The following is a 23043-nucleotide window of genomic DNA, read 5'->3' as shown; positions in this document are numbered from 1 at the left end:
CTACGCGCTCAGGGATTCCATGTTCGCTTTCACGGCCTTCGGCATCAAAAAACCGATGAAGATACCTCCCAGGGCGACCAGGTCAGCGGGGTCCATCATCGTCACCTGCCATTCGGTGAGCGTCGGCGTGCTGACGCGCGGCAACACCTTGCGCAGCGAATCCACGTCGAGATTGACCAGGGCCGACAGCGACGTGCCGCGCAACGCACCGGAATTCGGCTTGTGCAGCGTGACGCGCGTAATCACGTTGTCACCGTTTTCGAGCGGCGTATCGAGCACGTGCGTGTTCGGATCGTCCTTGACCGCTGGCGGGGCTTCGGTTGCCGCGACGGACAACGCCGTCGACGGCTTCGCCGGCGCGGCAACGTCGGTTTTCTCGATGATGGTCGCCTGCAGAACTGCTTCGTCGGTTTTCGTCGTTTTCATGTGCTTTCCTTTGGATGATGATTTCGATTGCCCGTGCGTATCGCGCGAGCACGTTGTTACAGGCCGATCGCGGCGCGAAGATCGGCGATCAGGTCGTCGCCGTTGACGCGTTGAATCATGTTGACGAAGTCAAGCTCGATCAGCACGCGCCCGTTCATCGTGAGCTTGTAGTAGCTGGCGTTCGTCGTGACCTTGAATTCGGTGTCCTCCTTTGCCTTCGCGCGGCCCATGTCGATTTCTTCGTGTCGACCTCGCACGACGACTTCGATCGAATCGAAGCGCTTGCTGTCCTCACGCTGATAGCCGCCGGCGAATCGCAGCTGCACGCCGTCATGCTTCAGGATGCCGTACTGCGAAACGACGTCCTCCATGAAGCCGCCGCACGTCCATTCGAGCTGCAACTCATCGTTGCCGAAGTCGATCTTGATCGGCCCGCCCATGCCCCCGCCCTGCCAGGCTTCCATCTTTCGCTTGAGCTTCGGCAGGTTCACTTCGGCGACTTCGCCCATGAAGTTCGTCCCGTTGTGGAACAGGTTGAAGCCCTTCAGTTTTCGCGGCATACCCATATTTCGTTTCTCCTGTTATGCCGCCACGCGCGCAGCGAAGTCGGCGAGATAGCGGTCGGTGATTCGCTGACGCAGAATCAGGTTTTCCAGCGGCGGCACCGGCGTAAAGTCGTAGTCGACGTATGCCTGGCCGGACGACAGCGATTCCTTTGTGTTCGGCTCCGCGTCGAACCACGACTCACCGCCGATCAGGTAGCCGTTCGACACCGTTTCGCGGAACCAGGCGTTGTTGCTTTCGACCACGTCGCGCGCCAGCGACGGATTCAGCGGGCCGTCAATGTTCGGCATTTCGCTTTCCGCCAACGAATCCGCGACGACCTGCGCCGAGCGCGTGTAGTTTTCGAAGGCGAACCGCGGATCGTCCGAGCACGTGCGCGAACCCCAGAAGCGATAGCCGTTCCGATTGACGAGCGTCGTCACTTCCTGCTCGTTCAGGTAGCCCGCATCCGTAGCCGGGTCTTGCAGGTCCCACGACACGTCGGCACTGATACCCGTGACGCCGTTCACGACGATGTTCGACAGCGTCTTGTGCCACCCGATATCGTTGTCGATCTTCGCGCGCAGGCCGGCGGCGATCGCCGGCGCCGGAATCACGACCGTTTCATTTGCGTCGTCGTCCCAACCGAGCCAATCAGGCCAGATGACCATGATTTCGCGTTGCCCGAACTGCTTCCGGTACGCGGTCGCTTCTTCCTTCGTCTTACAGCCATACGCGGACACGTAGGCCATGCCGCGCATCGATTGCGCAACGATGGCGAGCTGAGCCGCGACAGGCTGCGTGTCGAGGCCAGGCGCGGCCAGAATCCGCGGCTTCACGCCGAACTTCGCCTGCGCCGTCATGAGTGCCTTTGCGCCGGTGTACTTGCCTTCCGGCGTGACTTTGCCGACCACGTTCGACGTGGTTTCCGCTTCGTCTTTCCCCTGCGGGACGCGCACCACGACCGTGACCGGATTCGTCTGCTTGCCGATCGCGTCCAGCGTCCGCTTCAGCGTGCCCTTCGTCCCCGCCTTCCCTACGGCAGATCGAACGTTCGTCAGCAGCACGGGCGTGTTCAGCGGAAATGCCGTAGCGTCGGCATCCTCTGCGGTGCAGACGATGCCAAGGACGGCCGTCGAGATCGTGCGAATCGGCCGGCCGCCGTCGTTAAGTTCGTAGACTCGTACGCCGTGGTGATAGGTAGTTGCCATGTCTTTCCCTGGTCTATGTGAAATGGAAATTCCGTAACGCCACGGCGTTACAGCGTGTCGTCCGCGTCGGGCGCCTGGGCCGCGTCGTCGGTTGCGTTGCTTTCGTCGGCCGCGGCCGGCTCGTGCTTCGTCGGTTCGTCCGGCCACACAACGTCGTTCGGAAACTTGTCGCCGTCGATCGCCTGCGTAAGCCGCCGCTCGTACTCCGTCCAGGCTTCGTAGATGCGCGTTTCCTCATCGGACAGCATCCCGCCCTTGTGGGCGTCGGCCATGCCATCGGTGATTCCCTTCGCCTTCGTCATGCGGGCGGCGTAGTCCGTCATGACCGGACCGCACGCCACTTCGAACGATGCCGGCTCTTGCGGCCATGCGACGGTCTGCGGGAAACCCTTCGCGTTGATCGCGCGCACCATGTCGAGCTGATATGCCGACCAGGCCCGGAAGTAGTAGCGTTCTTCGCGGGACAGCTGACCCGCGGCGTATGCATCGGCCTTGCCCTGGTTCATGTCGCGAGCGTGATCCATACGGCGATTGAATTCGGCCATCGCTTCGTCGTAGATTCGCTTCGCCACGACGGCTTCATCGACCACCCAGGCGGTCCCGTTCCATACGTGTTCCGACGAGGGGCGCGGCGACTCCGTCAGCTCCGCGTCGTCAGGCGCGATGCCTGCCGCGAAGATTTCGGACGGCATCCCGTCCGACTTGCGATAGAGCTTCACGCCGCGGAAGTCGGGGAGCAACGTCCAGGCATCACCGCGCCGGAACGGCCATTGCCTGCGCGGGCACGTCGGCAGTGGATCGGCCGTACTGAATGCCGGCACGATCCAGCGATCGGGGTTTTGCGGATCGGGATCGGGAAGAATGCTCCCCAGGTATTGCCCCGTCTCGCGGTCGTATTGATGTACGAGATTGCCGTTCATTTCAGAATGCTCGAATAGAAGGTTGAAGCGCGATGTTTCGCGGCCGCGCTTCGTTTCCGCCGTCAGCCGCGACCGAAATCGCGTGCGAATGGTTGCCCGCACCGCCGATGCCGACGTTGTGGCCGTGAGTGCCGTCACCAGCGATCGAAATGCCCGTGCCTGCGCCCTCCGTGCCGTGCATGTCCTGACGATCCCAGTTGTACGGTCCCCAGCCCTGGCCGTACGACGTAGCGACGATGCCGACGCGCCCCATCCTTACGCCGTGAGCGTGTCCTGGATCGTGGACGCCATGCGCGTGGAATCCCTGCGCGTCCGTCCACGCGCCGTGTGTGTGGTCGCCGACAGCCGACGCCGACGCGCCGTGTGCGTGACTGCGGTTCTGGCTGTCTTGCCAACTGCCAATCAGACGTTGGCCGTCGACGCCGCGGCCATCGTCCCAACAGCGAATGAATTCCCCGCGAAGGTCCGGCAGGCGGAACGTCGTGCTGCCGTCGCCGGTCGAGAAGCAGCCGTTGCGGGCCTTGTGCCAATCCGCATCGGCGACAATCGCCCCACTCGCCTGTGCATAGGCCCACAGCAGCGGGTAATCGGTGCGCTTCAGCTCGGCGCCGTTCAACTTCAGGTAGCCGGCGCGTGCCGCCGTTCGCGCCTCCCAAACAATCTGTCCGATCTGCGAATTCAGGATGGCCGTCGACACCCAGGCCGACGTGACGAGCTTGTTCGAACTGTCGCCGGCCGGCGGTGCGCTCGCCGCGACCAGGCCGCCGACGTTGACGAGCACCGATGTGTCGTCTTGTGCGCCACCCACCAGCACGCGGCCGCCCTGGGGCATCAGCTTCATGGCGCTGAGGTTGTAGCTCGTCGAGCGGCTTACGTTGATTGCGGTTTGCGTGGCGGTATAGGCGTCGTTTGTCGAGCGAACGGCGAACGAGCCATCGCTGTACGTCAGCATTTCCCAGGTTTTCTGGTCGACGGGCGCACCGTCGCGCTTAAGCTGAACCGACGTTTGCCCCGTGCCGCCACCGTTCGACGCGACGAGTGCGCCAGTCGATCCGATGCCCTTGATCGAGCCCCGCGCCGCGAACGCTGACGAGCCGTCGTCAGGTGCACCGGCAACCTGTACGCGGCCGCCGGCAGGGACGAGCGCCAGCGAGCGAATCGCGTTGCTCTTGTCCTCGCGCGTCGCCGTCAGGAACGGAATACCCTGGGTCCATTCGTCGTCGACCGCGCGCATGTTGAGCTGGCGCTCGTTCGACTGCACGTCCCACATCTTCATGTTCACGTCGGCCGTCGCGCATTTCAGAACAACGCCGCCGCCTGCGTTGGCGCCCAAGATGACACCGGAACCGTACGTCTTCGCCTGACTGGCCCCGCCGGCGAAGTACCCGATTCCTGCCCCCTCCAGATTCCCGGCGACACGCGCATATCCGCCGAACGAGGTGCCGGCGCCCGATCCGTCGATACGAACCGCGCCCGTGTCGAGCGACCAGGCGAGCGGGCGGTAATCGTTGTAGGTGCCGTACGCGTCGCCCTTCTTCGTCGACAGGAACCACACGCTCTTGTTGTCATTGCGGATCATGGCGCCGTAGTCCGTGCTGACCGCGCGAAACTGCGCGCCGCTACCGCTCGCGTCGTACCCTGCACTTCGCACGCCACCGCTCGCGTAGATCGAGCCGCGCGCCTGGATTTTGTCCTCGCCGTTGTCGTCGGTAGTGCCGTACAACACGCGACCGTCGGCGGTGATCCGCATGCGCAGACTCGAACCAACCGCGCCGTTTGCAACGGTATGGAAATCAAGCCGTGCCGCACGCGAAGCCGACGTAAAGCCGGACGATGCAACGCCGAGAATCGCGGCGCCCATCAACATCTTGCTGCCGTCAGACCCGTTGAAATAGACCGATCCGAGAACGTCGTCGCTCTTTACGGCGGCCTGGGCGCCGACTGTTTCGCCGCGCGATTTTCCGAGATTGACGGCCGCGCCGACCGTGTCCGCACTGAATCGCGCATTGTTGATCGCGGCATCGCCGCCGGTTCCGTAGTTCTGGATACCGGCACTATCCGACGAACCAACCAACATCGCATTGGTGCCGCCGCGCCAGATCGGGCCAGCGAAGCGGGACGAGCCGCCGACTTGGAGCAACGCTGCACCGCTGGCGGCAGTGCCGCTGCCCAACAAGAACTTGCCGTCCTTGTTCAGCACGGCCACCGTTTGCCCGAGAACTTGCATCCAGATCGCGACGACGCCGCGCGTCGGCTCTGCGTTGTTTCCGTCGGTCGTCGCACTGATAACGAGCGGCTTCGCATTGTCGAGCGCAGAGTACGATTCAATGACGTTTTCGTTTCTGGTCGACGCGCTCGGCGATGCTCCGATCTTGATCGCTTGCGGATATGACGCAGCCCGGTAAATCGCCAGGCCAAACCCCTCAGGTGTCTCCGGCATGACCTGCATCGCAGCATTGCCGTCGTCCGTCTGATTCTTGCCGAACAGAATGCGGCCATCCTTCGTCAGCACGCCATGTACCGCGTTGCCAGCTGCGAGCTGGAGCTGGCCGGCAGCGCCGCTCGATCCGATGCGAACGTCACCATCCGCGCACACGTAGAACCGATCGTTGTCCGCATAGGCTCGGCCACTTTTTACGCCAGTTCCGAAAAGCGTTTTTCCGGTCGTGCGCGAATCGCCGAACGTTTGCAGGGCGCTCGAACCATCGTCCGAAACCTCGCCGGTGCCCTTCGAAATTTTCACCGGTCCCGTGAAGCGGCCGCCAGTGAACGGCATGTAGCGCGTCGCCGCGCCCTTCGGCGTGATGGCGCGCGTGTCGTCGGTGCCGGCGTCGACTTCCAATTGCGTCGCCAGTTCCACGACGCCTTTCTGTTCGGTCGTCGCCGGCGGATTGAGGAACGTTGTCGGCCCGAACTCGAGCTTCGTCACGTCGATCGACTTGAAGACCATATCGGCGGCCAGCAGCAGCATTGCCGCCGGCGCCTTCTCAAGAATCGGGGTGTCTTGCACGTACACGCCCAGGAGCACGCCGTTGTCCAGATACAGGCCGAACGCATAGAGTTTGTATTGCGCGTTCGTGTCGTCCTGGATCATGACGTGCATCGTGTCGCTCGCGACGTTCGATGCGCCGAACGTCGTCGTGCGCTTCAACTCGTTCGGCAATACCTTCATGTCGGGCTTGAACACGAACGATGCGGTTCCGAGGCCAATCTGCGTGATCTTCCGTGCGGCGGTGCCCGTATTACCCGGCGCGACCAGGGCGGCACGGCCTGCGTCCGTCAGCTGAATTACGTTTCCTGCCATGTTTCAATCCGTGAGGGAGAGGCGGCGATAGAGTGCCGCGCGCGCGCCGGCCGCGACGCCGATCGTTCCGATCGAGGCGTAGCCCTGCGTCAAGGTGTAGTGGGCGCTTCCGCGTTTCGCACGATCCACTTCGGCGATGATGTCGCTGACGTATTCCGCCGTGACCGGCACGCCATCGCGCGAACCGACGGTCAGAATGATTTCGAACGTTCCCGGCTCGCCCGGCGGCGTCGTCTCGAACCATTCGCGCATGACAACGTTCGCGCCGAACGACGCGCACACTTCGCGCACCGCGTCCGCGGTTCCTTTCTTCCTGGCGACGCTGATTGCCGTTTTCACGCGTGCGCGCTTGACCGCTTCCGGCCATTCGTCGCGCCAGGTCGCGACGCCAAGGTGCCAGGCGAGCCACGGCAGGAAGCGCAACGGAATCGCATCGGCATCCATCAGCACGTCGAGCGTCACCGGGATATCGCTGATTGCGGCGTTCGTCTCGGCCAGGCGCCGTTCCAGCGGCGTCGCGTTCGGCGGCAAAAGGCTATTCATCGGCCACCCCGCCGTCGATCAGCTCGATTCCAGTGCAGTACGACGCCTGGTCGACCCCAATCGGCACGCCGTTCGCCGGTGTGTCGAGAATCACTTTCTGCACGCCGGCGACGCGCATCGCGGCATGCAGACCATCCACCGTGACTTCCATTCCCGTCCGGTGCATTGCATCGGCGAATGTTTGCGTCCGCTTCTTCGCTTCGGCCAACGCGACCGATCGATCGGGGCCGGTGAAAAACCGCAGCGTTGCGCGAATCGCATAGCGCACGATCTTCGCGCTCTGCACGATGACCTGGTCCGTTTGAGGGCGCTTTCCTTCAAGCGCTTTCCGCACGACCTGCAGCAACTCTTCGGACGCAGTGCCGTCCCCTTCGCGCGACAGAATCGTCACGACCATGACGCACGGTTTCGGGCTATAGGCGGACGCCGACAACACGCGACCATCAGCGGCGCGTGCGTGAAATACGTACGCGTCGTCAGGTCCGGCGACAGAGAATCCACGGGGCGCGAGCTGGATGCGTTCGCGCAGGCTGTCGTCATCTTCGTAGACCGGATCGATTCCGTTTTCCGGATCGCCAGGCGAAACCTGCAAGCGCTCCACGTCGAAGTACGCGCCGAGGTGTTCGAGCGTCGTCTTGGTGGCATAGGCCAGCAGCAGGCCACGCGCTTTGTCATTGAGGAGCGCTCGCAGGATCATTTCGCGATAGGCGTTTTCCTGCAACGAGCGCGCCAGCGGTTCCGATTCGAGCGCGAGCGTTGCCGCGATTTCCGCTTGTTGATCCTTCGGGTAGAGCGAAATGAAGCGCGCTTTGCGCTGCGCGAACAGCGTTTCGAAGTCGATCGTGTCGACGATATCGGGCGCCGGAAGTTGCGACAGGTCGATCGGAGTCGTTCTCATTGCCCGGTCCCCTTCGATGCGGGCACGCGAACCGTCACCGGCTCGTCGCGTTCATCGGTCCAGCCTTCCACGTCGATGTACTGGCGCCCCGCATACGCATTCTCTGCATCGACGACGAGCTGAACGCGCGTAACCGTAATGCGCGGCTCCCATCGAATCAGCGCAGTGGCGACGGCGGCGTACAGGCGCACGCGGGTTTCGCCGTTCGTCGGCGCGTCGATCAGGTCGGGAACTTCGGAACCGAATTCGCGGCGCTGAATGCAGCTCGCGAGCGGCGTCCCGATGATCCGGCCAACAGATTGCGCCAGGTGTTCGAGGCCCGAGATTGAGCGGCCCGTGACGGCGTTCATTCCTTTCACGACGCCCCCGCGACGGGTCCCGACGTGCGGCCATACTCGCCGCGTGCATCGTGCGGGTGTTCCGTGAGGCTGACGCCCTTCGACTTCACGTCGGTGTCGGCCGTCACCACGCCCGTGAATCGAGCGCTGCCCTGAATCGCCATCACTGGGCCGGCGCCGCCCTCGCCGCTACCGTCCGAACCGGTCATGCCCGACTGGAACGTGAACGGCCCCTTGACGAGCAATGCACCCGTGACGGTCGTATCTTTCGCGTCGATCGTGACGGCCTTCGCCTTGACGGTTGCGGCATCAGTTTCGACAGTGACGCTGACGGGCGCGACGACGCGAACCGTTGCACCACCCGGCAAAACGGCAGTGAGCGCGTGGGCGGCGAAGTCGTAGGACACGCGCGCGCCATCCTTGTACGTGCGGGTGTGTGCGTTCGGACTCTGGTCCGGTGCGCCGAACGAATCGGAAAAGAAGCCGCGCAGCGCGACGCCCTGGGCGAGATCGCCCATCGGGCCGAGCACCATCACCTGCTCGCCCTTCGACGGCGGCAACCATTCGCGCGTGTCACCGGCCGCCGGCGTCAACCAGGGCATCCAGTTCGTCTGCAGGCCATCCTCGTCCGATTCGCCGATCGAGACACGGCACAACGCGTTCGCGAAATCGATATCGAAAATCGATCCCTTCCGGACGGCGTTGCGAATTTGGCGGTTAATTTCGTTCGAATCCATATCGGCAATGTTGCCGATCGCCCGCGCGCGAAGCGAGCAACGCTCAATGTCGTGCTCGCGGGTACAGGGCGCTCGCCGCGCGCGCGAGCAAACGTGCGCCGACAATCGCCGTCACATGCTCACTGCGCACCTGGTGCGCGTCGCGCGTGCCCTTTCCACGCTGTCTCAGAACCATGACGATTCAGATTTCCAACGCCGCACCCGCGGCCGACATTTCCCCGATACTCAATCACCTTCATCGCGTCGACGCGCTCGCCCTGGCGCGCACACTGCCCGATCAGTCCGTCGACCTGGTATTCACCGATCCGCCGTATGCGTCGGGCGGGCTGCACCTATCGGCGCGCACGCGCGCGCCGAGCCAGAAGTACATCAACAGCGACACGAAAGCCGTCTATACCGATTTCGAAGGCGACAACATGGATCAGCGAGCCTGGGCGTTCTGGTGCCATGCCTGGCTGACCGAATGCCGGCGTGCGATGAAACCGGGCGCACTGCTGGTCTGTTTTATCGACTGGCGCCAGCTCGCGACGCTGACGGACGTTGTGCAGGCGGCCGGCCTGACCCTGCGCGGTATCGCGGTATGGGACAAAACGCCTGGTCGTACGCGGCCGCGGCGCGGCGGGTTCGCGCAACAAGCCGAATTCATCGTGTGGGCGAGCCGCGGCTCGATGAATGACAGCAGCGTGTATCTGCCGGGCGTGTTCCCGACACGCCTGACGCTGCCGAAACAGCACGTCACCGAGAAGCCGCTCGAGCTGGCGCGCGACGTAGTGCGCCTGGTGCCGGAAAACGGAGTGGTATGTGACCTGTTCGCCGGCTCCGGGACATTCCTGGTTGCCGCGCGCGACGCCGGCCTGAAGTGGATAGGCTGCGAAACGAATCCGGCCTACTTCGACGTGGCATCGCGGCGTTTGGCGTCGACCGAGGCCCACTATCGGTCAATCGGTCAGGTGGCGTAACAGACGGTCACGCACCAGATCGCGGTCGTGCTTTGCGAACCCGAGCACCATCCGAACCGGATACTTCGCCACCGGGCCGCCCGGTTCGACCGGTGCTGTCAGCCCCTCCTGGTGAACGCGAACGATGCCGGCCAGGCGGCCGTCGAAGCCGACCGCCAGGCCGGCCGGGTTCGCTTCGATGCGCAGATAGCGGGCGGTGCGCAGCTTGCGGAACATCGCCGCCCGCTTCACGCGCCCTTTCTTGTCGCGCAGCCGCTTTCTGCCCGCTTTCGCCTTCCGCGGCTCGTATCGGGAACCGTCCGGATTCTGCTGCGCGACGATGCGAGACTGCTGCGCGCGGCGCAGCTCGCCTGCGATGTCGCGCGCGACGCGCATGCGCTGCGCCGGCGACAGCTTCGCGAGCAAACCACTCGCCCATTTCTCAAGTGCCGTCAGCTCCGCCATTGCATTCCCACATCCATGCGTTCGAATCCGACAGCGCGCGATCCGCTGAGTCGTCGACATGCTCGATTGTGCGGCCCCCGTCGCCGTCCGTGACCACGACGTTTTCTGTCAGTTGCACCTTGATCGACAGATCCACTGCCTGATTGTCGAGCACGTCGGCCACGAACGAAATGCCGTGGTGTCGCTCGTCCGGGTTCGCGACCAGGTCGGGCTGATTGGCCCGCACCCATTCCACCACTGCAACGAACACGACGTCGGCATCACCCGTGAACTTCTCGATGATGATTTCGCCCTCGTACCGATATTCGAACGACGGCGAGCGCGTGCCGGTCACGACGATCCGCCCGTGATTGATGAACACTGTCAGTTGGTCCGGTGCATGGACCAACGCCGGCACCGCCGCAGTGAGCGCGACGCGCAGGCTGTTGATCTTATTCATGCGCCTCGCCCGCTCCGTGTTTCTTTTCCTGGCACGCCACGATCATGTCGACCACGGCCGCGCACCGCGCCCACGCCGCGCGCACGATTTCGAGTGCGTCACTCAGCTCCCCGTTTGTCTCGGGCTCCGTCGCCTGGAGCGTGCAGCGCGTCACCGCCGCGCATTCGTTGAACGTAATCGTCGGCGCCGGTGAGGGCCGGACGGGCGTGCAGGCGGCGAACGTCGTCAGGCAAAGAAGTAGCAGCCCATTCGCGGACAGCGGGATTTTCATCAATCAGGCTCCGTAGTTCCTTCCTGTAGGCAGCAAGTGCCGCGTCGACGGCCTGCCGGGTCCTTTCGAGCTGTGCGCGCTGCTCGTCCTTCTCGTTCGCATCGCGCAGCAGCCCGTCGATTACATCGTCGCGCTGTTTTAGGCTATTTGTAGCCTGTTCGGCCGCCGCGCTCGCCTGGTGCAGTTCGAGCCGCAGCGCGCGCATGTACTGCCAGCCTGCAACCAGGACGGCAGCGGCGGCCAAGGTCACGAGTGCGCGCGCACGGATCGCGGTCACGCGGCTGCCTTTGCGTCGGCGGCGAAGCGTGCGTATGCCTGGGCCAGCTTCGCGTCGTACAGGTTTCGGGCGTAATCCGGGCCGTTGTAGCCCTTCGCGAACGCGGCCCACTTTCGCCCCTTCAGCGCAGCCAGCAAGCCAGTATCCGCCGCGACGAAGCGCACGAACGCGTCGAGCTGCGCGCCTTCGCTCGTCTCCATCGCCGCGACGAAGGTGTCGACGCTCACGTAGCCGAGCCGTTCCCAATGGAAACCCATGACCTGAAACGCGCCCCAACTAGCCGATTCATACGCGGCCGTCGCGTCGATACGTGCCGCCAGGTCGAGGCGAACATATTCCGCAGCGCCGCCCTGATAGCCGCCGGCCGACATCGAAACGATGTTCGGGCACGAAGCCGCGTATAGGGACGCGGTGCCCTTGTCTCGATGCTTCACCAGCTGCCGAAACATGACGTGCCGTTCGAACAGAATCACCGGCCGGCCGTCCGGCAGGAATCCCGAGCCGCGCGATTCGACGGCGGACACGGCGCGAACACACGCGATCGGCACGCCTAATGTGTCGGCCGCACGCTCGATATCGGCGTCGGTCATGTGCTTCGGGTCGCGCATGCCGGTTGCCAGAAATGCATAGGTGTTCTTGCCCGCGACGCCGTCGACGACCAGGCCGGCCGCACGTTGCAGCGCAATCACCGCCTGCTCTGTCTGCTCGTCGAAAACGTGCGTCACGTCGACGGGATAGCCGGCCCGCGAGAGTCGTTGCTGCAGCAGACCGACTTCCGCGCCGCGGGCGTCCAATCGTAGGGTGTTCATGCGTCATCACTCCGCAATAGGCGCGCGACGTTGCCGCGCGCAAGGTGTACGAATAGCGCCAGCAGCACGTCGCGGAGCGCCTGAAACGCACCGACCGGCTCCGGATGCAGTAGCAGCTCGATCGCCGAGCCGCCGGAAATCGCGACGATCAACCAGGCAGTCCACGCGACATGGAAACGGTGTCGAGCGCCGCTCTTGCGGTACGTCAGCACACGCAGAATCACGGCAACGTGCGCCGCCAGCGCGAGCAAGGCATAGGACAGATGCATGTCACCTCCCCTTGCGGAGAAAATCGAAAACGTCCATCCGCTTCACCCGCTCGATAAGCGTCAGCGTGACCGTGATGACGAGCGCCGCGGCGAAGAACGCGGCGACGCCGGTCGAGCGGATCGGAATCACGTTGATGATTTCAGGCGCGGCCAGATAGCCCATGACCAGGGAAATCAACATGTAGGCGGCCCGCTTCGCGATGCCCAGGTCTTTCGACGTAACGACAACGAGCGCAGCGCCAGCAAATGCGCCGATCAGTGCGTCGCCGTCGATGCCAGGCGCAACGCCGGCCAGGCCAACCGCGGCAAGCAACGCTGCAGCGGTCGAGGTGTTCGGTTCAGCCATACGGGCGGCTCCAGGTCAGTCAAACAGTTGCAGTAGCGGCTTGGTCTGCGCGATCGTGTCCAGGTCGGGCATATCGACGAGCGTCCCCATCGGCAGCGCGACGCCCAGGCCGGCCAGGCCCGGATTGACTTCGAGCACGGCTTCAACCGTGCCGGCCGTCGTTCCGTAGTGGCGCCAGCACAGCGCGTCGAGGGATTCACCTTGCAGGGCCGCAACCTTCATCAAATCAATTCCACAGTCGAATTCGGGACGCCGAGGATTGCGCTTACCGCCCATCGGGCGTTGCGCCTGGCTTCTTCGACGGTACAGGCCAGGTCGGCGGCATCCTGACCGCCCGATTTCGTCGAGTCGTAGCCGCGGAATTTCTCCGTCACGTCGGCATACGCGCGGTGATACACCGCACGCAGGTAGTGATGCACGAAGGCGCTTTCACCGTCGACGCGTACCGCGGGCACATCGTCGAGCGCCGCATGACCGGCTGCGACCTGGTGCATGCGCCATGCGGACAGCTCGCAGTTCACGCTCAGGACGGCGTCACGCGTCGCATGCCGGATGCGTTCAGCCGTCAACGTACCGTCGAGGCGCATAGCGTCGCGCATGTCCGTGAGGCTCACGTCGGGATACCAACCGTCGTTGATAACGACACCGTCTATCGGCGACGCGGCGGGCGCCGGCGATGCGGTTGCAATAAAGCTGCTCATGGTCGGGGATAGGTGAGGCGGCGGTGGACCGACGCACAAGGTCCGTGTCCGTCAGGCGTAGGACCTGGGGCGTCGGTGCCGCCATGCCGGGTTGGGCTCTTTACGTGCCGCCGGTGCCGTCGCCCTGACGGCCCGAGGCTTCGACCTGCTTCGTCAGCCGGTCGATGTCCTTTTTCACGCCTACGCGTTCGTTGTACTTCAACGCGCGCCGCAGATATTCAAGCGCGCGTACCGGCTCGTCCTCCTGCACGGCATAGCCAAGCGCGCGGTACAGCTTCGCGCGTATCTGGTCGTGCATGTCGCCCTGCTCCGTCAGCTCGGCAATCGTTTCGAGGCTCGCGGCGTTGAACGAGCCGTCCTCCATGAACGATTGCAACGCCGCGTCGGCGAACTGCTCGGCGACGACTGAAGCGAGCGAGCGGTCGAACTGGTCAGGCATGACCAGGCCATGTTTCAGCGCATAGGTCGCGATCGCGAGCGCACCGTCGTAGTCGCCGGCATCGATCCGCCAAACCATGACCGTCACCAGGACGTCGTCCTGCGCACCGCGGCCGCCCGCCAAGACACCGGCCACGTAATCGGCATACTCCGGCAACAGCTTCCGCTTCTGCTCGATTTTCCGCGTCACCGACTGCACGCCCTTCAGTGCGCGGCGGTCGATCGCGAGCTTGCGCAGCATCAGCTCGTACGGCGTTGCCCCGGCCATCGTTTCGCCAGGTGCGGCCGCAGCCGCTGCACGTGCGGCGCTCACGCGCTCGAAATGGATCCGGGCCGGCGTCTTGATCGTCATGCCGTCACCAGCTCGATATTTTCGGCCACGCAACCGCAACCGAAATCTTCGACCACGTACGCATCGTTTGACGATTCGTAGTTCTCGATGCGATCGCGCTCCGGAACGTCCTTCAGCGTGCGCCGGCGGGCGCCTTCCTGGTAGTAGATCGACAGGTTTTCGAGCTTCGTCACCATCAGCGCGCCCTTCGGGAAGAACGGCACGCGCACCGCCGGCAGATTGCCGATGCGCTTCTGGCTCACGATCAGATCGGCCGCGAGACGTTCGGTCGGCGCCTGATCGGCGTTCACGATTGGGAAGTACTTGTCATGCAGCAGATCGCGGCCGCAAATCACGACCAGGCCCGTATCTTCCTGGAACCAGGCGTCGATCATGGACGACACGACATCCATCACCAGGGCGTCGATGTTCGCGTAGTCGCCGCCCTTGCCGACCGTCACCTTGCCGGCTTGCTTGCCTTCATGCAGCACGCGCTGCGCTGCTTTGGCGCGGTACTGTTGCAGCCAGCCGATGTTGACGTCCTGCAGCAGCGGGTTCGCGTCGCGATCGGTTTCCGGCGCAACCTTCGTACCGTTCCAGCCGATCATGATTCGGTCGAGCGCGTTCTGCGTCAGGATCAGGTCGCGGATGCGGGTCTGGAAATCGGGAAACTTCGCCCAGGCGTCGAGCTTCGCGTACGGGATTGCCGTATCGAAGTCGGTCTTTTCCGCACGATAACCGTTGCTTTCGAGCGCAGTCGGATCGATCGGCTTGCGCGGCCCTTTCGTCGTGTCGGTACGGCTTGCGATCGGACGACCGACATTCAGGCCGACCTTTTCGCCTTCACGTTCCGTCACAGGCAGCACGTTGATTTTCTTCAGGAACGCGCTCGATTCCTGCATCTTCGATTCGAGCTTTTGCTGCACGGTCGGATCGACCGCGAACTTTGTCGACGGATCGGTCGTGTCGTTGAGCTTCGCGATTTGCGCGGCGTATCGCTCGTACGCCAGGCGCGTGAGTTTCTGCATGTGGTTGTTCTCCGTGGATCAGATTTGACGGTCAGCAGTCCGTGACCGTTTCGCCGCTGCCACCGGTCGACTTCGGCCTGAACGTTTGGCTCTTGTCGGTTGCCGCGAGCGTTTCAGTCAGCTTTTCGACGGCCGACAGCGCGTCGGCAGCACTCTTTTCGGCGGCCGTCGCGCGTTGCTCGGCGTTCGCGAGCGCGGTGCGCAGTTCGCCCGACTGCTCGCTCGCGAACTTCGCCACTTCTTCGACGGCACTTTGAATTTCCTGCAGGCGCTTCTCGTCGCCGGTGCGACTGTTCGCGAACATGCTTTTCACGTGCGCCAGCAGACCGCGGCCGCCGGGTTCTTGCGTGCTTTCGAAATCGATCGTCGTTTCATGCGCTTCCGAAAGCAGATTGCTGGAACGCAGCGCAGCGAACTGAATCGCTTCGGTGCCAAGGCTCGCCGGTGTGTCGGTCGCTGCAATGCCGACCAGGTACGCCTCGCCGGTATCCGCGAACGACGGATTCACTTCGATCGACGAGTAGATCTTCTGGCGCTTCTTCGACAGCGCGACCATGTCGTCGGTCGGGTCGATTTGCGCGAACAGCGCCATCTTCCCTTTGAGAGGGCCGTCATCGATAACGCGAGCGTCCAGCGCGATCACGTCCCCGTAGGAGCCGAATGGTGTGGTAGCCGACAGCGGCGTCACGCCGCGAACGTGTTCCAGGTTGACGCGGGCACCGTACAGATTTCGGTCGTAGTTTTTTGCCATCTGCGTCAGCCATTCGGGCTTGATTTCGCGGCCGTCGATGGTCGCGCCGGCCACTGCGACACGGAAAAATTTCGATTTCGGCATAGAGAGGTTTCGAACCGTGGTTGATTGAGCGTGGTTCTCATATTCGGCGTTCGGCGTCGCGCGCTCAACGAGCGGTGTTCGTTGCGCTCGCGGGTACAGCGCGCTCGGCGTGATCGCGCGCGCGCGTCGCCCTACCCTTGCCGGATGCTCGAAACCACCGACCATTCCAAACGCGAAAAGGACGTTAGAAAGATTGCGCGCACGCTCTATTGGCAGGGCTGGCGCGTGTCGTCAATCGCGCGTCATCTCGAACTGAAGTACGCCACCGTCGCGTCATGGTGTCGGCGCGAGCAATGGAAAGAAGCGACCGCCCAGGAGCGCGTCGCCGCGACAGCCGAAGCGCGCATGGTCGTGCTGATTGAGAAGGAAAAGAAGGACGGCGGCGATTACAAAGAAATGGACGCGCTGGGCCGCGTGCTCGAACGCCTGGCCCGTGTGCGCAACTACGAAGGCAGCGGCAGGGAAAGCGACCTGAATCCGAAGGTTGCCGGCCGTGGCGCAGGACCGAAGCGCAAACCCGTCCGCAATGAAATCACCGAAGAACAGCACCAGCGCATCGTTGAAGCGTTCCGCGATTCACTGTTCGACTACCAGAAGGTCTGGTATCGAAACGGCGATCAGCGCACGCGGAACATCCTGAAGTCGCGCCAGATCGGCGCAACCTGGTACTTCGCGCGCGAAGCCTTCGTCGACGCGCTCGATACCGGACGAAATCAGATTTTCCTGTCGGCCAGTAAGGCACAGGCGCACGTGTTCAAGCAGTACATCACGCAGTTTGCGCTTGATGCCGCGGGCGTCGAGCTGACCGGCGATCCGATCGTTATCCCGAACGGCGCGATCCTGTATTTCCTGGGGACGAACGCACGTACGGCGCAGTCGTACCACGGGAACTTTTACTTCGACGAGTATTTCTGGGTACCGAAGTTCCGCGAACTGAACAAGGTCGCGTCCGGCATGGCAATGCACAAGCGCTGGCGCAAGACATACTTCAGCACGCCATCCAGCGTGATGCATGAGGCGTTCGCGTTCTGGAGCGGTGCGCACGCGAACCGTGGCCGCGCGGCGGCCGATCGCATTCAGATCGACACGAGCCACGAAGCGCTCGTACGCGGCATGTTGTGCAAGGACGCGCAGTGGCGCCAAATCGTGACGATCTTGGACGCGATGGCGGGCGGCTGCGACTTGTTCGACATCGACGAGCTGCGCCGCGAGTACAGCGCCGAGGAATTCGCCAATCTGCTTATGTGCGCGTTCATCGACGATTCTCTGTCGGTGTTCAAGCTGACCGAGCTGCAGAACTGCATGGTCGATTCCTGGGAAGAATGGGCCGACGACTTTTCGCCGTTGCTACTGCGCCCGTTCGGCCATCGCGAAGTGTGGGTCGGCTATGACCCTGCGCTAACCGGCGACTCGGCCGGCCTGGCCGTTATCGCACCGCCACGCGTTGAAGGCGGTCCGTTCCGCGTGCTCGAACGCCACCAGTTCCGCGGTAACGACTTCGAGGCCCAGGCCGAAGCGATTCGCCGGGTCACGCTGCGCTACAACGTCGGGCATATCGGCATCGACACGACCGGCATGGGCCAGGGCGTCTATCAGCTCGTCCGAAAGTTCTACCCCGGCGCGGTCGCTATCAATTACTCGCCCGAGGTGAAAACCCGTCTGGTTCTCAAGGGCCAGTCGGTGATTCGCAACGGCCGATTTCAGTTCGACGCCGGATGGACAGACCTGGCGGCCGCCTTCATGGCGATCAAACAGACCATCACGGCCGGCGGCCACCGCGCGACGTACACGGCTGACCGCTCCGAGGAAACCGGCCACGCCGACCTGGCGTGGGCGTGCCTGCATGCGATCGACCGCGAACCGCTCGACGGCGGCGGCCTGAATTCTCAATCCTTCATGGAGATTTATTCGTGAGCAAGCGCACGCGCGGCCGCCACACGGCCGCAGCATCCTCGCATCTCGCGCCGGTCGCGCCAGCGCCGGCGCGTGCCGAAGTGTTCACCTTCGACGATCCGATTCCGGTCATGGATCGTGCCGAAATTCTCGACTACGTTGAATGTTGGTCGAATGGTCAGTGGTTCGAGCCGCCGGTGAGCTTTCACGGGATTGCGAAGTCATTTCGCGCGAGCACACACCACAGCTCCGCGCTGTACTTCAAAGCGAACGTATTGGCGTCGACGTTCCGGCCGCACCGGTTGCTTTCGCGCGCGCAATTCGGGCGCCTGGCGCTCGACTTCATGGTGTTCGGTAACGGCTATCTCGAACGGCGACGGAATCGGCTCGGTAACACACTACGCCTTGAGAACTCACTCGCGAAGTACACCCGCCGGAAGGCCGACTTCAGCGGCTACGTATACGCGAACGGCTGGCGGATCGAACATGAATTCGAGCCGGACAGCGTGTTTCATGTGATGCAGTCGGATATCAACCAAGAGGTGTACGGCCTGCCGGAATATCTCAGCTCGCTCCATTCGGCCTGGCTCAACGAATCGTCGACGCTGTTCCGCCGGAAGTATTACGAGAACGGAAGCCATGCGGGCTTCATCCTGTACATGACGGACGCCGCGCAAACTCAGAGCGACGTGGACAACATGCGCTCCGCGTTGAAGAACAGCAAGGGACCGGGCAATTTCCGAAACGTGTTCATGTATGCACCGGGCGGCAAGAAGGACGGCATCCAGCTTATCCCCGTTTCCGAGGTTGCCGCGAAGGATGAATTTTTCAATATCAAGAACGTGACGCGCGACGACTTGCTCGCCGCGCATCGCGTGCCGCCGCAGCTGCTCGGCATCGTGCCGAGCAATTCGGGCGGGTTTGGCACGCCCGACACCGCTGCGCGCGTGTTCGGGCGAAATGAGATTGTGCCGCTGCAGTCGCGGTTCCTGGAATTGAACGACTGGCTCGGCGAAGAAGTCGTGAGCTTCGATCCGTACGCCATTCCGCCGGCGTCGCCCGCGGCATAGTCGACGGCGGGCCGGCGCGACATACGCGGCCGGCCCCGGCGCGCTACGCGTGCGCCGCAGCGCGTGCGCGCGTGCGTGCGCGTGTTGGTGTCGGTGCCGGCACCGGCGCCGCTTCGGCCGCCGGCTGTGCCGGCGCAACGGTCAGGTGCAATCCCAACGCACCGACAACCTTCATGATCGTTGCAAACTCCGCGTTCCCACCTTCTGACAGCGCCCGATAGAGCGCTTCGCGCTTTACGCCGGACTCGCGCGCAAGCGCGGTCATGCCGCGCGCCTTTGCGACGTTCCCGAGCGCGGCCTGGATCAGGCGCGGATCGCCATCTTCGAACGCTTGCGCCAGGTAGTGACGAATCGTTTCCTCGTCCTTCAGGTACTTCGAGCCGTCGAATTCGGCCAGTTCGCTGATTTTCATACTCAATCCTCCAGTTCGCCGGCGATTTGCTTCGCCGTCTTGATGTCCTTCTTCTGCGTCGACTTGTCCCCGCCGCACAACACCACGACGATGATTTTTCCGCGCCGCACGAAGTAGGCCCGGTATCCCGGCCCTACGTCGATCTTCATTTCGTTGACGCCGCCACCGACTGCGCGCCACTGGCCGAGGTTGCCGAGCTTCGCCCGCTCGATGCGCAGGCTGATTGCCGCGCTGCCGACTGGATCGCGAAGCCCGTCGAGCCAGCTATCAAATTGGGGGGTGGTCAAGACTTTGAACATAGCGCAATTGTAACCCATGGGGGACACTATGGCTACTGCTTTGTGCGGTTCGCCGGTTCGGCGCCGGACGCGGCGGGCGGCAGTCGGACCAGTGGCCGCCCGCGCATCATTTCCGCACGGTTTTTCGCGTTATGTGTAGGGGGCGTATAGACGGCCTATACCGGGTTGTCCGTTGACTGGCAGCCGAGCCGTCGGACGCCGCCAGCGAAGCCGCTGTAGGGGTGACAGCGCGCTGAGCGGGCACCCTCAGGGGCGGGCGGGGGGGTACTGGCACGCCGGCGGCACCGGCGCCACTGCGCAGTCCCCTCCCCGCCTGCCCGCTTCATTTATCAGGGCACTTTCTATGCACCTGGGCGGCGGACCGCGGGCGGCAACTAGCGCGGGCCTGCGGCCGTTTCACGATGCGATATTTCTGTGCACTTCTATGCACACTCTGTGCGCTTCCATGCAGTCGCGGCGAGCGGCTACAGGTCAGTGAACTTGAACGGGCCTTCGTACTTAAACAAGCTTTTTAGAATTTCAGCCGTTCGAGCGAGAATATGTTTATTCGAGTTTAACTTTTTAGAAATATCCTCGAAAGAAACGTAGCAAATCTCCAAAACATCGTCCGCCACGAAGAATAAATAAAAATCATCTGGGGCGATCGGTCTCTCTGTTTTGATTCGCGTCCCAATAGCTGCGACCAATTTCTTCTGGAACTCGGGCAGCAGTACGTCAACGCGCTCGCTGTCCTTCATTATATTTTTGTAAAATTCTTCAGTTTTCCCCTTGACGAGTTTCACATTTGCCTCGTGCAGCCTATCGTATTCGGACAGCAAGGATGGAAAGTCATTCTTTGTCACGAACCAAATTTTAGAGAAAACATCATCGTCCTTAAATATGTATCGGCCGATATAGGGAATCCGCTCAGCAAATTCGGCGCCAATTCCAGAATCTGAAAAATCAAATCTAATAAATTTGGTATCAGCAAGGGAAATGAGATTGTATTGATAAAACCTCGGCACTTTTCTACCCTTGCTCCCTCTATTCAAATAGTGCTGCTGCGCCTTCATAAGCGACATGACCGACTCGAACATCGCAGGGGAGTCTGAGGGTTTTCCTTGATCTTTTCCCTTCGCCCCGTCTTCGCGCTGCGCGCCCATTTCCATAGGTTGAAGTGCAAAAACCTCAAATTCCGGTTTATCTAAAATTCCATTCACCCGGCGGCTTGCGGCAAATCGAGGGTAAATATTTCTCCAGTTTTCTTTTTCGATATAGTACTGCATCGGTTTGTTGTCAGTCCAAAAATGAAACGGATCGTAGACGACGTTCGGATTCGAGTGGTCCGCCGATCTTGCAAGGAAGCCCCATGCCGCATTTGCGCTCTTTTTGCAGCTAATTATTAGTGCTGTTACGACCTTTACCGGAGTATTGCTGATCTTGTAGGCAACAATATCTATCTCCCGCGGCTGATCGCGATCAGAATCTATGTAGTACGTTCCAGAAATGATCGTCCAACCTCGGGATTTTAATATTGCCGAAATTTCATACTCAAGCGGGTAGCCGGTTTTCTTTACCCCGGCAATCATTTTGTCTAGATCCAAATCGTGCGTCATCATGTCCCCGTAGCAAATTCGATAGGAAATCGCCTTTGCGACGCACGCACTGCGAGCCGGCGCGTGCGCCACCGTGGCTACCTCTAGTCGATATCAACATGATAGCGCCGAGTCGACGCTCCAGACCCTCTCAGCGCTCAGCGAGTGTGAGACTCCGTTACATAACGGGCTGCTGCAAGCGCAAGCACTGCATTCCTCGAAATTCCGAGTTTGTGAGCGCAATCGTCAATGCGTTGCAGCAAGTGCCGGTCAATATCAAGGCTTATCTTCTTCTTTGTTGGCCTACGAGCGGATGACTGTTCGGCAGTCGGGCGATGTGACGCCACAGAGGGCGCGTCCGGTGCGGCAGAAATGAAGGCCTCAGCCTCTGCGCTGATGCGTATCGCCGGCTTTCGCGTAATGGACATATGAACCCCTATCGTTCTGATATCGATTCGATATCGTTTCGCTTCTTGTTTGATGTTGGGCCGATATCGAGCCGATACCGGCCCGCGCTTATGCACCGGCAGCCGACTTATCCAGCACCCCGAACACCGCGTCTTGCAGTCGCTCAATTTCCGCGCACGCGGTCGTATCGCGGCGCCCCATTTCCTCGACGTGCAAACCGGCCGCGCTGGCGTTGGCGTACGCCTTTCGCCGATACAGACGGCACGGCAGCAGGTCGAATGCGTCGTAGCTGGCAATAGCCGCTTCCGCTTCGCGGTTGTCGGCGCCCTGAGTGTCCGCCGCGTTCAGGAAGGCGAGCGCGCGGACCCGGTTCACCTTGCGCGCCTCGCCGAGTAGTTTCGCCATGTCATCCAGCGCCCAGACATCGAACGAGCGCGGCATGACCGGGATCAGCACCACGTCGGCGACCGCGAGCGCGGCACGAAATGCGCTCGAATCGCGCGCGCCGATATCGATAACGACGTGATCGTATTTCTGCGAGTTCGCCAGGATCGCGCGGTGCAGCTCCTGCCCGTCATCGCAGTACAGCGACGCCAGGCCAAGGAGACCGGCATCGCTGCGCACGAGCGCGGCGCCGGCGCTTGAGCCTTGCGGATCACCGTCGACCAGCCAGGCACGCTGGCCGGCCAGCATGACGCCGAGCGCGAGCTGCACGGCAACCGTCGATTTCCCTACCCCGCCCTTCGGATTTCCGACCGCTACAATCATCTATCACCCCTATATCAAAACGATATCGAATCGATATCGATGCACTATCTGTTGGATGGCACGTCGATATCCCTCTATGGCACCGCTATACAAGCGGAATCTGTTCGCCGAGCCGCGGCCGTCGCTCAATAGGCGCGGCCAGGTCTAGGCCAAGTCGTGCGCGGTACGTGTGACCGCACACGACGTCGTCGCACTGGTAGTCGATTTCCCACTCCAGCTCGGTTTTCTGTTCGAGCACGCGCGCGATGCCGCGCGCGCCGCAATGCGGGCATGCAATCGTGAATCTCATGCGCCGACCTCCAGCACGCTCAACGTCGTTCGCGAATCCACCGCGCCGCGCAGACGGTCGGACGGACAGACTGCAAGCGCCACGCCGTCCCGCGGCCGCGCCGGCGGCGACAGCGAGAACAGGATTTCCAGCGTCGCCGGCGAACGAAAGCCGCAGTCGTCACAGACGAAGTACAGGCGGCGCATCGTCACCGACATGGCTTCCGTGTGCCGCGCCTCAATCTCACCGGTGCAGCACGGACAACCGATCTTCATTCCAGACAT

General features: G+C 62.4%; 29 protein-coding genes and 1 pseudogene. 3 read left to right on the top strand and 27 right to left on the bottom strand.

Annotated features, from left to right (window positions below; all coding sequences use genetic code 11):
* Genes U5771_RS29895 through U5771_RS29855 form a run of 9 tightly spaced genes read right to left on the bottom strand, consistent with a single transcriptional unit; the run spans position 1 to position 8920 of the window.
* Positions 1-426, bottom strand: a complete 426-nt coding sequence (locus tag U5771_RS29895; protein ID WP_081053335.1) for a phage tail assembly protein — start codon at positions 424-426, stop codon at positions 1-3.
* A 56-nt stretch (positions 427-482) separates the two neighbouring features.
* On the bottom strand, positions 483-992 hold the full coding sequence (locus U5771_RS29890) for a phage major tail tube protein (RefSeq protein ID WP_059449109.1): 510 nt from the start codon (positions 990-992) through the stop codon (positions 483-485).
* A gap of 15 nt (positions 993-1007) precedes the next feature.
* The gene (locus tag U5771_RS29885; RefSeq protein ID WP_322027312.1) at positions 1008-2180 is read right to left on the bottom strand and encodes a phage tail sheath protein; all 1173 of its coding nucleotides are present in this window, start codon (positions 2178-2180) and stop codon (positions 1008-1010) included.
* A 47-nt stretch (positions 2181-2227) separates the two neighbouring features.
* Positions 2228-3100: a tail fiber assembly protein gene (locus U5771_RS29880; RefSeq protein ID WP_322027304.1), complete on the bottom strand. Its 873-nt coding sequence runs from the start codon at positions 3098-3100 to the stop codon at positions 2228-2230.
* Position 3101: 1 nt separating this feature from the next.
* A complete protein-coding gene (locus U5771_RS29875) occupies positions 3102-6404 on the bottom strand; it encodes a tail fiber protein (protein ID WP_322027303.1) in 3303 nt (1100 codons plus the stop codon).
* A 3-nt stretch (positions 6405-6407) separates the two neighbouring features.
* Positions 6408-6947, bottom strand: a complete 540-nt coding sequence (locus tag U5771_RS29870) for a phage tail protein I (protein ID WP_322027302.1) — start codon at positions 6945-6947, stop codon at positions 6408-6410.
* Positions 6940-7845, bottom strand: coding sequence for a baseplate J/gp47 family protein (locus tag U5771_RS29865; RefSeq protein ID WP_322027301.1), 906 nt, complete (start codon positions 7843-7845; stop codon positions 6940-6942). Before U5771_RS29865 ends, U5771_RS29870 begins: the two co-directional genes overlap by 8 nt.
* Positions 7842-8204, bottom strand: a complete 363-nt coding sequence (locus tag U5771_RS29860; protein WP_415859449.1) for a GPW/gp25 family protein — start codon at positions 8202-8204, stop codon at positions 7842-7844. The genes U5771_RS29865 and U5771_RS29860 overlap by 4 nt, the downstream gene beginning before the upstream one ends.
* Positions 8201-8920 (bottom strand): phage baseplate assembly protein V, encoded by a 720-nt coding sequence (locus U5771_RS29855; RefSeq protein ID WP_322027311.1) that lies wholly within the window; start codon positions 8918-8920, stop codon positions 8201-8203. Before U5771_RS29855 ends, U5771_RS29860 begins: the two co-directional genes overlap by 4 nt.
* A 173-nt stretch (positions 8921-9093) precedes the next feature.
* Between U5771_RS29855 and U5771_RS29850 the strand changes: the two genes are divergently transcribed.
* On the top strand, positions 9094-9879 hold the full coding sequence (locus U5771_RS29850) for a DNA-methyltransferase (protein ID WP_175805399.1): 786 nt from the start codon (positions 9094-9096) through the stop codon (positions 9877-9879).
* On the opposite strand, the gene U5771_RS29845 is transcribed toward U5771_RS29850, so the two are convergent.
* From U5771_RS29845 to U5771_RS29790, 12 genes and pseudogenes are all read right to left on the bottom strand, one after another.
* Complete coding sequence (locus tag U5771_RS29845) at positions 9859-10323, bottom strand: phage virion morphogenesis protein (RefSeq protein WP_175805398.1); 465 nt, start codon at positions 10321-10323, stop codon at positions 9859-9861. The two genes, U5771_RS29850 and U5771_RS29845, sit on opposite strands and share 21 nt — an antisense overlap.
* Positions 10301-10762, bottom strand: a complete 462-nt coding sequence (locus U5771_RS29840; RefSeq protein WP_322027299.1) for a phage tail protein — start codon at positions 10760-10762, stop codon at positions 10301-10303. Before U5771_RS29840 ends, U5771_RS29845 begins: the two co-directional genes overlap by 23 nt.
* Positions 10755-11033: an Rz1-like lysis system protein LysC gene (gene lysC, locus U5771_RS29835; RefSeq protein WP_322027298.1), complete on the bottom strand. Its 279-nt coding sequence runs from the start codon at positions 11031-11033 to the stop codon at positions 10755-10757. The genes U5771_RS29840 and lysC overlap by 8 nt, the downstream gene beginning before the upstream one ends.
* A pseudogene (locus U5771_RS29830) lies at positions 10954-11238 on the bottom strand (LysB family phage lysis regulatory protein); the annotation flags it as partial. The pseudogene U5771_RS29830 and the gene lysC, both read right to left, overlap by 80 nt.
* A gap of 68 nt (positions 11239-11306) precedes the next feature.
* The gene (locus U5771_RS29825) at positions 11307-12119 is read right to left on the bottom strand and encodes an N-acetylmuramidase family protein (protein ID WP_322027297.1); all 813 of its coding nucleotides are present in this window, start codon (positions 12117-12119) and stop codon (positions 11307-11309) included.
* The gene (locus tag U5771_RS29820) at positions 12116-12388 is read right to left on the bottom strand and encodes a phage holin family protein (RefSeq protein ID WP_175805394.1); all 273 of its coding nucleotides are present in this window, start codon (positions 12386-12388) and stop codon (positions 12116-12118) included. Before U5771_RS29820 ends, U5771_RS29825 begins: the two co-directional genes overlap by 4 nt.
* 1 nt (position 12389) lies before the next feature.
* A complete protein-coding gene (locus tag U5771_RS29815) occupies positions 12390-12734 on the bottom strand; it encodes a putative holin (RefSeq protein WP_322027296.1) in 345 nt (114 codons plus the stop codon).
* 15 nt (positions 12735-12749) lie between these two features.
* Positions 12750-12956: a tail protein X gene (locus U5771_RS29810; protein WP_322027295.1), complete on the bottom strand. Its 207-nt coding sequence runs from the start codon at positions 12954-12956 to the stop codon at positions 12750-12752.
* Positions 12956-13435 carry a head completion/stabilization protein gene (locus tag U5771_RS29805; RefSeq protein WP_322027294.1) on the bottom strand — a complete coding sequence of 160 codons (480 nt, stop codon included), beginning with the start codon at positions 13433-13435 and terminating at the stop codon, positions 12956-12958. The genes U5771_RS29810 and U5771_RS29805 overlap by 1 nt, the downstream gene beginning before the upstream one ends.
* A gap of 100 nt (positions 13436-13535) precedes the next feature.
* On the bottom strand, positions 13536-14225 hold the full coding sequence (locus U5771_RS29800; protein ID WP_322027293.1) for a terminase endonuclease subunit: 690 nt from the start codon (positions 14223-14225) through the stop codon (positions 13536-13538).
* The gene (locus tag U5771_RS29795) at positions 14222-15232 is read right to left on the bottom strand and encodes a phage major capsid protein, P2 family (RefSeq protein WP_322027292.1); all 1011 of its coding nucleotides are present in this window, start codon (positions 15230-15232) and stop codon (positions 14222-14224) included. Before U5771_RS29795 ends, U5771_RS29800 begins: the two co-directional genes overlap by 4 nt.
* 31 nt (positions 15233-15263) lie before the next feature.
* Positions 15264-16232, bottom strand: coding sequence for a GPO family capsid scaffolding protein (locus U5771_RS29790; RefSeq protein WP_415859448.1), 969 nt, complete (start codon positions 16230-16232; stop codon positions 15264-15266).
* On the opposite strand from U5771_RS29790, the gene U5771_RS29785 reads away from it, so the two are divergent.
* Both U5771_RS29785 and U5771_RS29780 read left to right on the top strand, forming a co-directional pair.
* Positions 16212-17981 (top strand): terminase ATPase subunit family protein, encoded by a 1770-nt coding sequence (locus U5771_RS29785; protein ID WP_322027291.1) that lies wholly within the window; start codon positions 16212-16214, stop codon positions 17979-17981. The two genes, U5771_RS29790 and U5771_RS29785, sit on opposite strands and share 21 nt — an antisense overlap.
* Positions 17978-19030, top strand: coding sequence for a phage portal protein (locus U5771_RS29780; protein WP_322027290.1), 1053 nt, complete (start codon positions 17978-17980; stop codon positions 19028-19030). Before U5771_RS29785 ends, U5771_RS29780 begins: the two co-directional genes overlap by 4 nt.
* A gap of 43 nt (positions 19031-19073) precedes the next feature.
* Here U5771_RS29780 and U5771_RS29775 read toward each other — a convergent pair whose 3' ends face one another.
* The 6 genes from U5771_RS29775 to U5771_RS29750 form a co-directional block, all read right to left on the bottom strand.
* Complete coding sequence (locus tag U5771_RS29775; protein WP_175805386.1) at positions 19074-19442, bottom strand: addiction module antidote protein; 369 nt, start codon at positions 19440-19442, stop codon at positions 19074-19076.
* A gap of 2 nt (positions 19443-19444) precedes the next feature.
* Positions 19445-19741: a type II toxin-antitoxin system RelE/ParE family toxin gene (locus U5771_RS29770; protein WP_322027289.1), complete on the bottom strand. Its 297-nt coding sequence runs from the start codon at positions 19739-19741 to the stop codon at positions 19445-19447.
* Between the two features lie 464 nt (positions 19742-20205).
* On the bottom strand, positions 20206-21339 hold the full coding sequence (locus U5771_RS29765) for a hypothetical protein (protein ID WP_322027288.1): 1134 nt from the start codon (positions 21337-21339) through the stop codon (positions 20206-20208).
* 492 nt (positions 21340-21831) lie between these two features.
* Positions 21832-22491, bottom strand: a complete 660-nt coding sequence (locus U5771_RS29760; protein ID WP_059449130.1) for an AAA family ATPase — start codon at positions 22489-22491, stop codon at positions 21832-21834.
* A gap of 85 nt (positions 22492-22576) precedes the next feature.
* A complete protein-coding gene (locus tag U5771_RS29755) occupies positions 22577-22780 on the bottom strand; it encodes an ogr/Delta-like zinc finger family protein (RefSeq protein ID WP_023476011.1) in 204 nt (67 codons plus the stop codon).
* Positions 22777-23043, bottom strand: a complete 267-nt coding sequence (locus U5771_RS29750) for an ogr/Delta-like zinc finger family protein (RefSeq protein ID WP_322027287.1) — start codon at positions 23041-23043, stop codon at positions 22777-22779. Before U5771_RS29750 ends, U5771_RS29755 begins: the two co-directional genes overlap by 4 nt.

This window comes from Burkholderia sp. BCC1977, assembly GCF_905339595.1.
GTDB lineage: Bacteria > Pseudomonadota > Gammaproteobacteria > Burkholderiales > Burkholderiaceae > Burkholderia.
This window is presented reverse-complemented; position numbering and strand designations above follow the sequence as displayed.

Excerpts from the sequence above, each read along its gene's own strand:
- U5771_RS29895 (WP_081053335.1), bottom strand. The coding sequence starts at position 426 with ATGAAAACGACGAAAACCGACGAAGCAGTTCTGCAGGCGACCATCATC.
- U5771_RS29890 (WP_059449109.1), bottom strand. The coding sequence starts at position 992 with ATGGGTATGCCGCGAAAACTGAAGGGCTTCAACCTGTTCCACAACGGG.
- U5771_RS29885 (WP_322027312.1), bottom strand. The coding sequence starts at position 2,180 with ATGGCAACTACCTATCACCACGGCGTACGAGTCTACGAACTTAACGAC.
- U5771_RS29880 (WP_322027304.1), bottom strand. The coding sequence starts at position 3,100 with ATGAACGGCAATCTCGTACATCAATACGACCGCGAGACGGGGCAATAC.
- U5771_RS29875 (WP_322027303.1), bottom strand. The coding sequence starts at position 6,404 with ATGGCAGGAAACGTAATTCAGCTGACGGACGCAGGCCGTGCCGCCCTG.
- U5771_RS29870 (WP_322027302.1), bottom strand. The coding sequence starts at position 6,947 with ATGAATAGCCTTTTGCCGCCGAACGCGACGCCGCTGGAACGGCGCCTG.
- U5771_RS29865 (WP_322027301.1), bottom strand. The coding sequence starts at position 7,845 with ATGAGAACGACTCCGATCGACCTGTCGCAACTTCCGGCGCCCGATATC.
- U5771_RS29855 (WP_322027311.1), bottom strand. The coding sequence starts at position 8,920 with ATGGATTCGAACGAAATTAACCGCCAAATTCGCAACGCCGTCCGGAAG.
- U5771_RS29850 (WP_175805399.1), top strand. The coding sequence starts at position 9,094 with ATGACGATTCAGATTTCCAACGCCGCACCCGCGGCCGACATTTCCCCG.
- U5771_RS29845 (WP_175805398.1), bottom strand. The coding sequence starts at position 10,323 with ATGGCGGAGCTGACGGCACTTGAGAAATGGGCGAGTGGTTTGCTCGCG.
- U5771_RS29840 (WP_322027299.1), bottom strand. The coding sequence starts at position 10,762 with ATGAATAAGATCAACAGCCTGCGCGTCGCGCTCACTGCGGCGGTGCCG.
- lysC (WP_322027298.1), bottom strand. The coding sequence starts at position 11,033 with ATGAAAATCCCGCTGTCCGCGAATGGGCTGCTACTTCTTTGCCTGACG.
- U5771_RS29825 (WP_322027297.1), bottom strand. The coding sequence starts at position 12,119 with ATGAACACCCTACGATTGGACGCCCGCGGCGCGGAAGTCGGTCTGCTG.
- U5771_RS29820 (WP_175805394.1), bottom strand. The coding sequence starts at position 12,388 with ATGCATCTGTCCTATGCCTTGCTCGCGCTGGCGGCGCACGTTGCCGTG.
- U5771_RS29815 (WP_322027296.1), bottom strand. The coding sequence starts at position 12,734 with ATGGCTGAACCGAACACCTCGACCGCTGCAGCGTTGCTTGCCGCGGTT.
- U5771_RS29810 (WP_322027295.1), bottom strand. The coding sequence starts at position 12,956 with ATGAAGGTTGCGGCCCTGCAAGGTGAATCCCTCGACGCGCTGTGCTGG.
- U5771_RS29805 (WP_322027294.1), bottom strand. The coding sequence starts at position 13,435 with ATGAGCAGCTTTATTGCAACCGCATCGCCGGCGCCCGCCGCGTCGCCG.
- U5771_RS29800 (WP_322027293.1), bottom strand. The coding sequence starts at position 14,225 with ATGACGATCAAGACGCCGGCCCGGATCCATTTCGAGCGCGTGAGCGCC.
- U5771_RS29795 (WP_322027292.1), bottom strand. The coding sequence starts at position 15,232 with ATGCAGAAACTCACGCGCCTGGCGTACGAGCGATACGCCGCGCAAATC.
- U5771_RS29785 (WP_322027291.1), top strand. The coding sequence starts at position 16,212 with ATGCTCGAAACCACCGACCATTCCAAACGCGAAAAGGACGTTAGAAAG.
- U5771_RS29790 (WP_415859448.1), bottom strand. The coding sequence starts at position 16,232 with ATGGTCGGTGGTTTCGAGCATCCGGCAAGGGTAGGGCGACGCGCGCGC.
- U5771_RS29775 (WP_175805386.1), bottom strand. The coding sequence starts at position 19,442 with ATGAAAATCAGCGAACTGGCCGAATTCGACGGCTCGAAGTACCTGAAG.
- U5771_RS29770 (WP_322027289.1), bottom strand. The coding sequence starts at position 19,741 with ATGTTCAAAGTCTTGACCACCCCCCAATTTGATAGCTGGCTCGACGGG.
- U5771_RS29765 (WP_322027288.1), bottom strand. The coding sequence starts at position 21,339 with ATGATGACGCACGATTTGGATCTAGACAAAATGATTGCCGGGGTAAAG.
- U5771_RS29760 (WP_059449130.1), bottom strand. The coding sequence starts at position 22,491 with ATGATTGTAGCGGTCGGAAATCCGAAGGGCGGGGTAGGGAAATCGACG.
- U5771_RS29755 (WP_023476011.1), bottom strand. The coding sequence starts at position 22,780 with ATGAGATTCACGATTGCATGCCCGCATTGCGGCGCGCGCGGCATCGCG.
- U5771_RS29750 (WP_322027287.1), bottom strand. The coding sequence starts at position 23,043 with ATGTCTGGAATGAAGATCGGTTGTCCGTGCTGCACCGGTGAGATTGAG.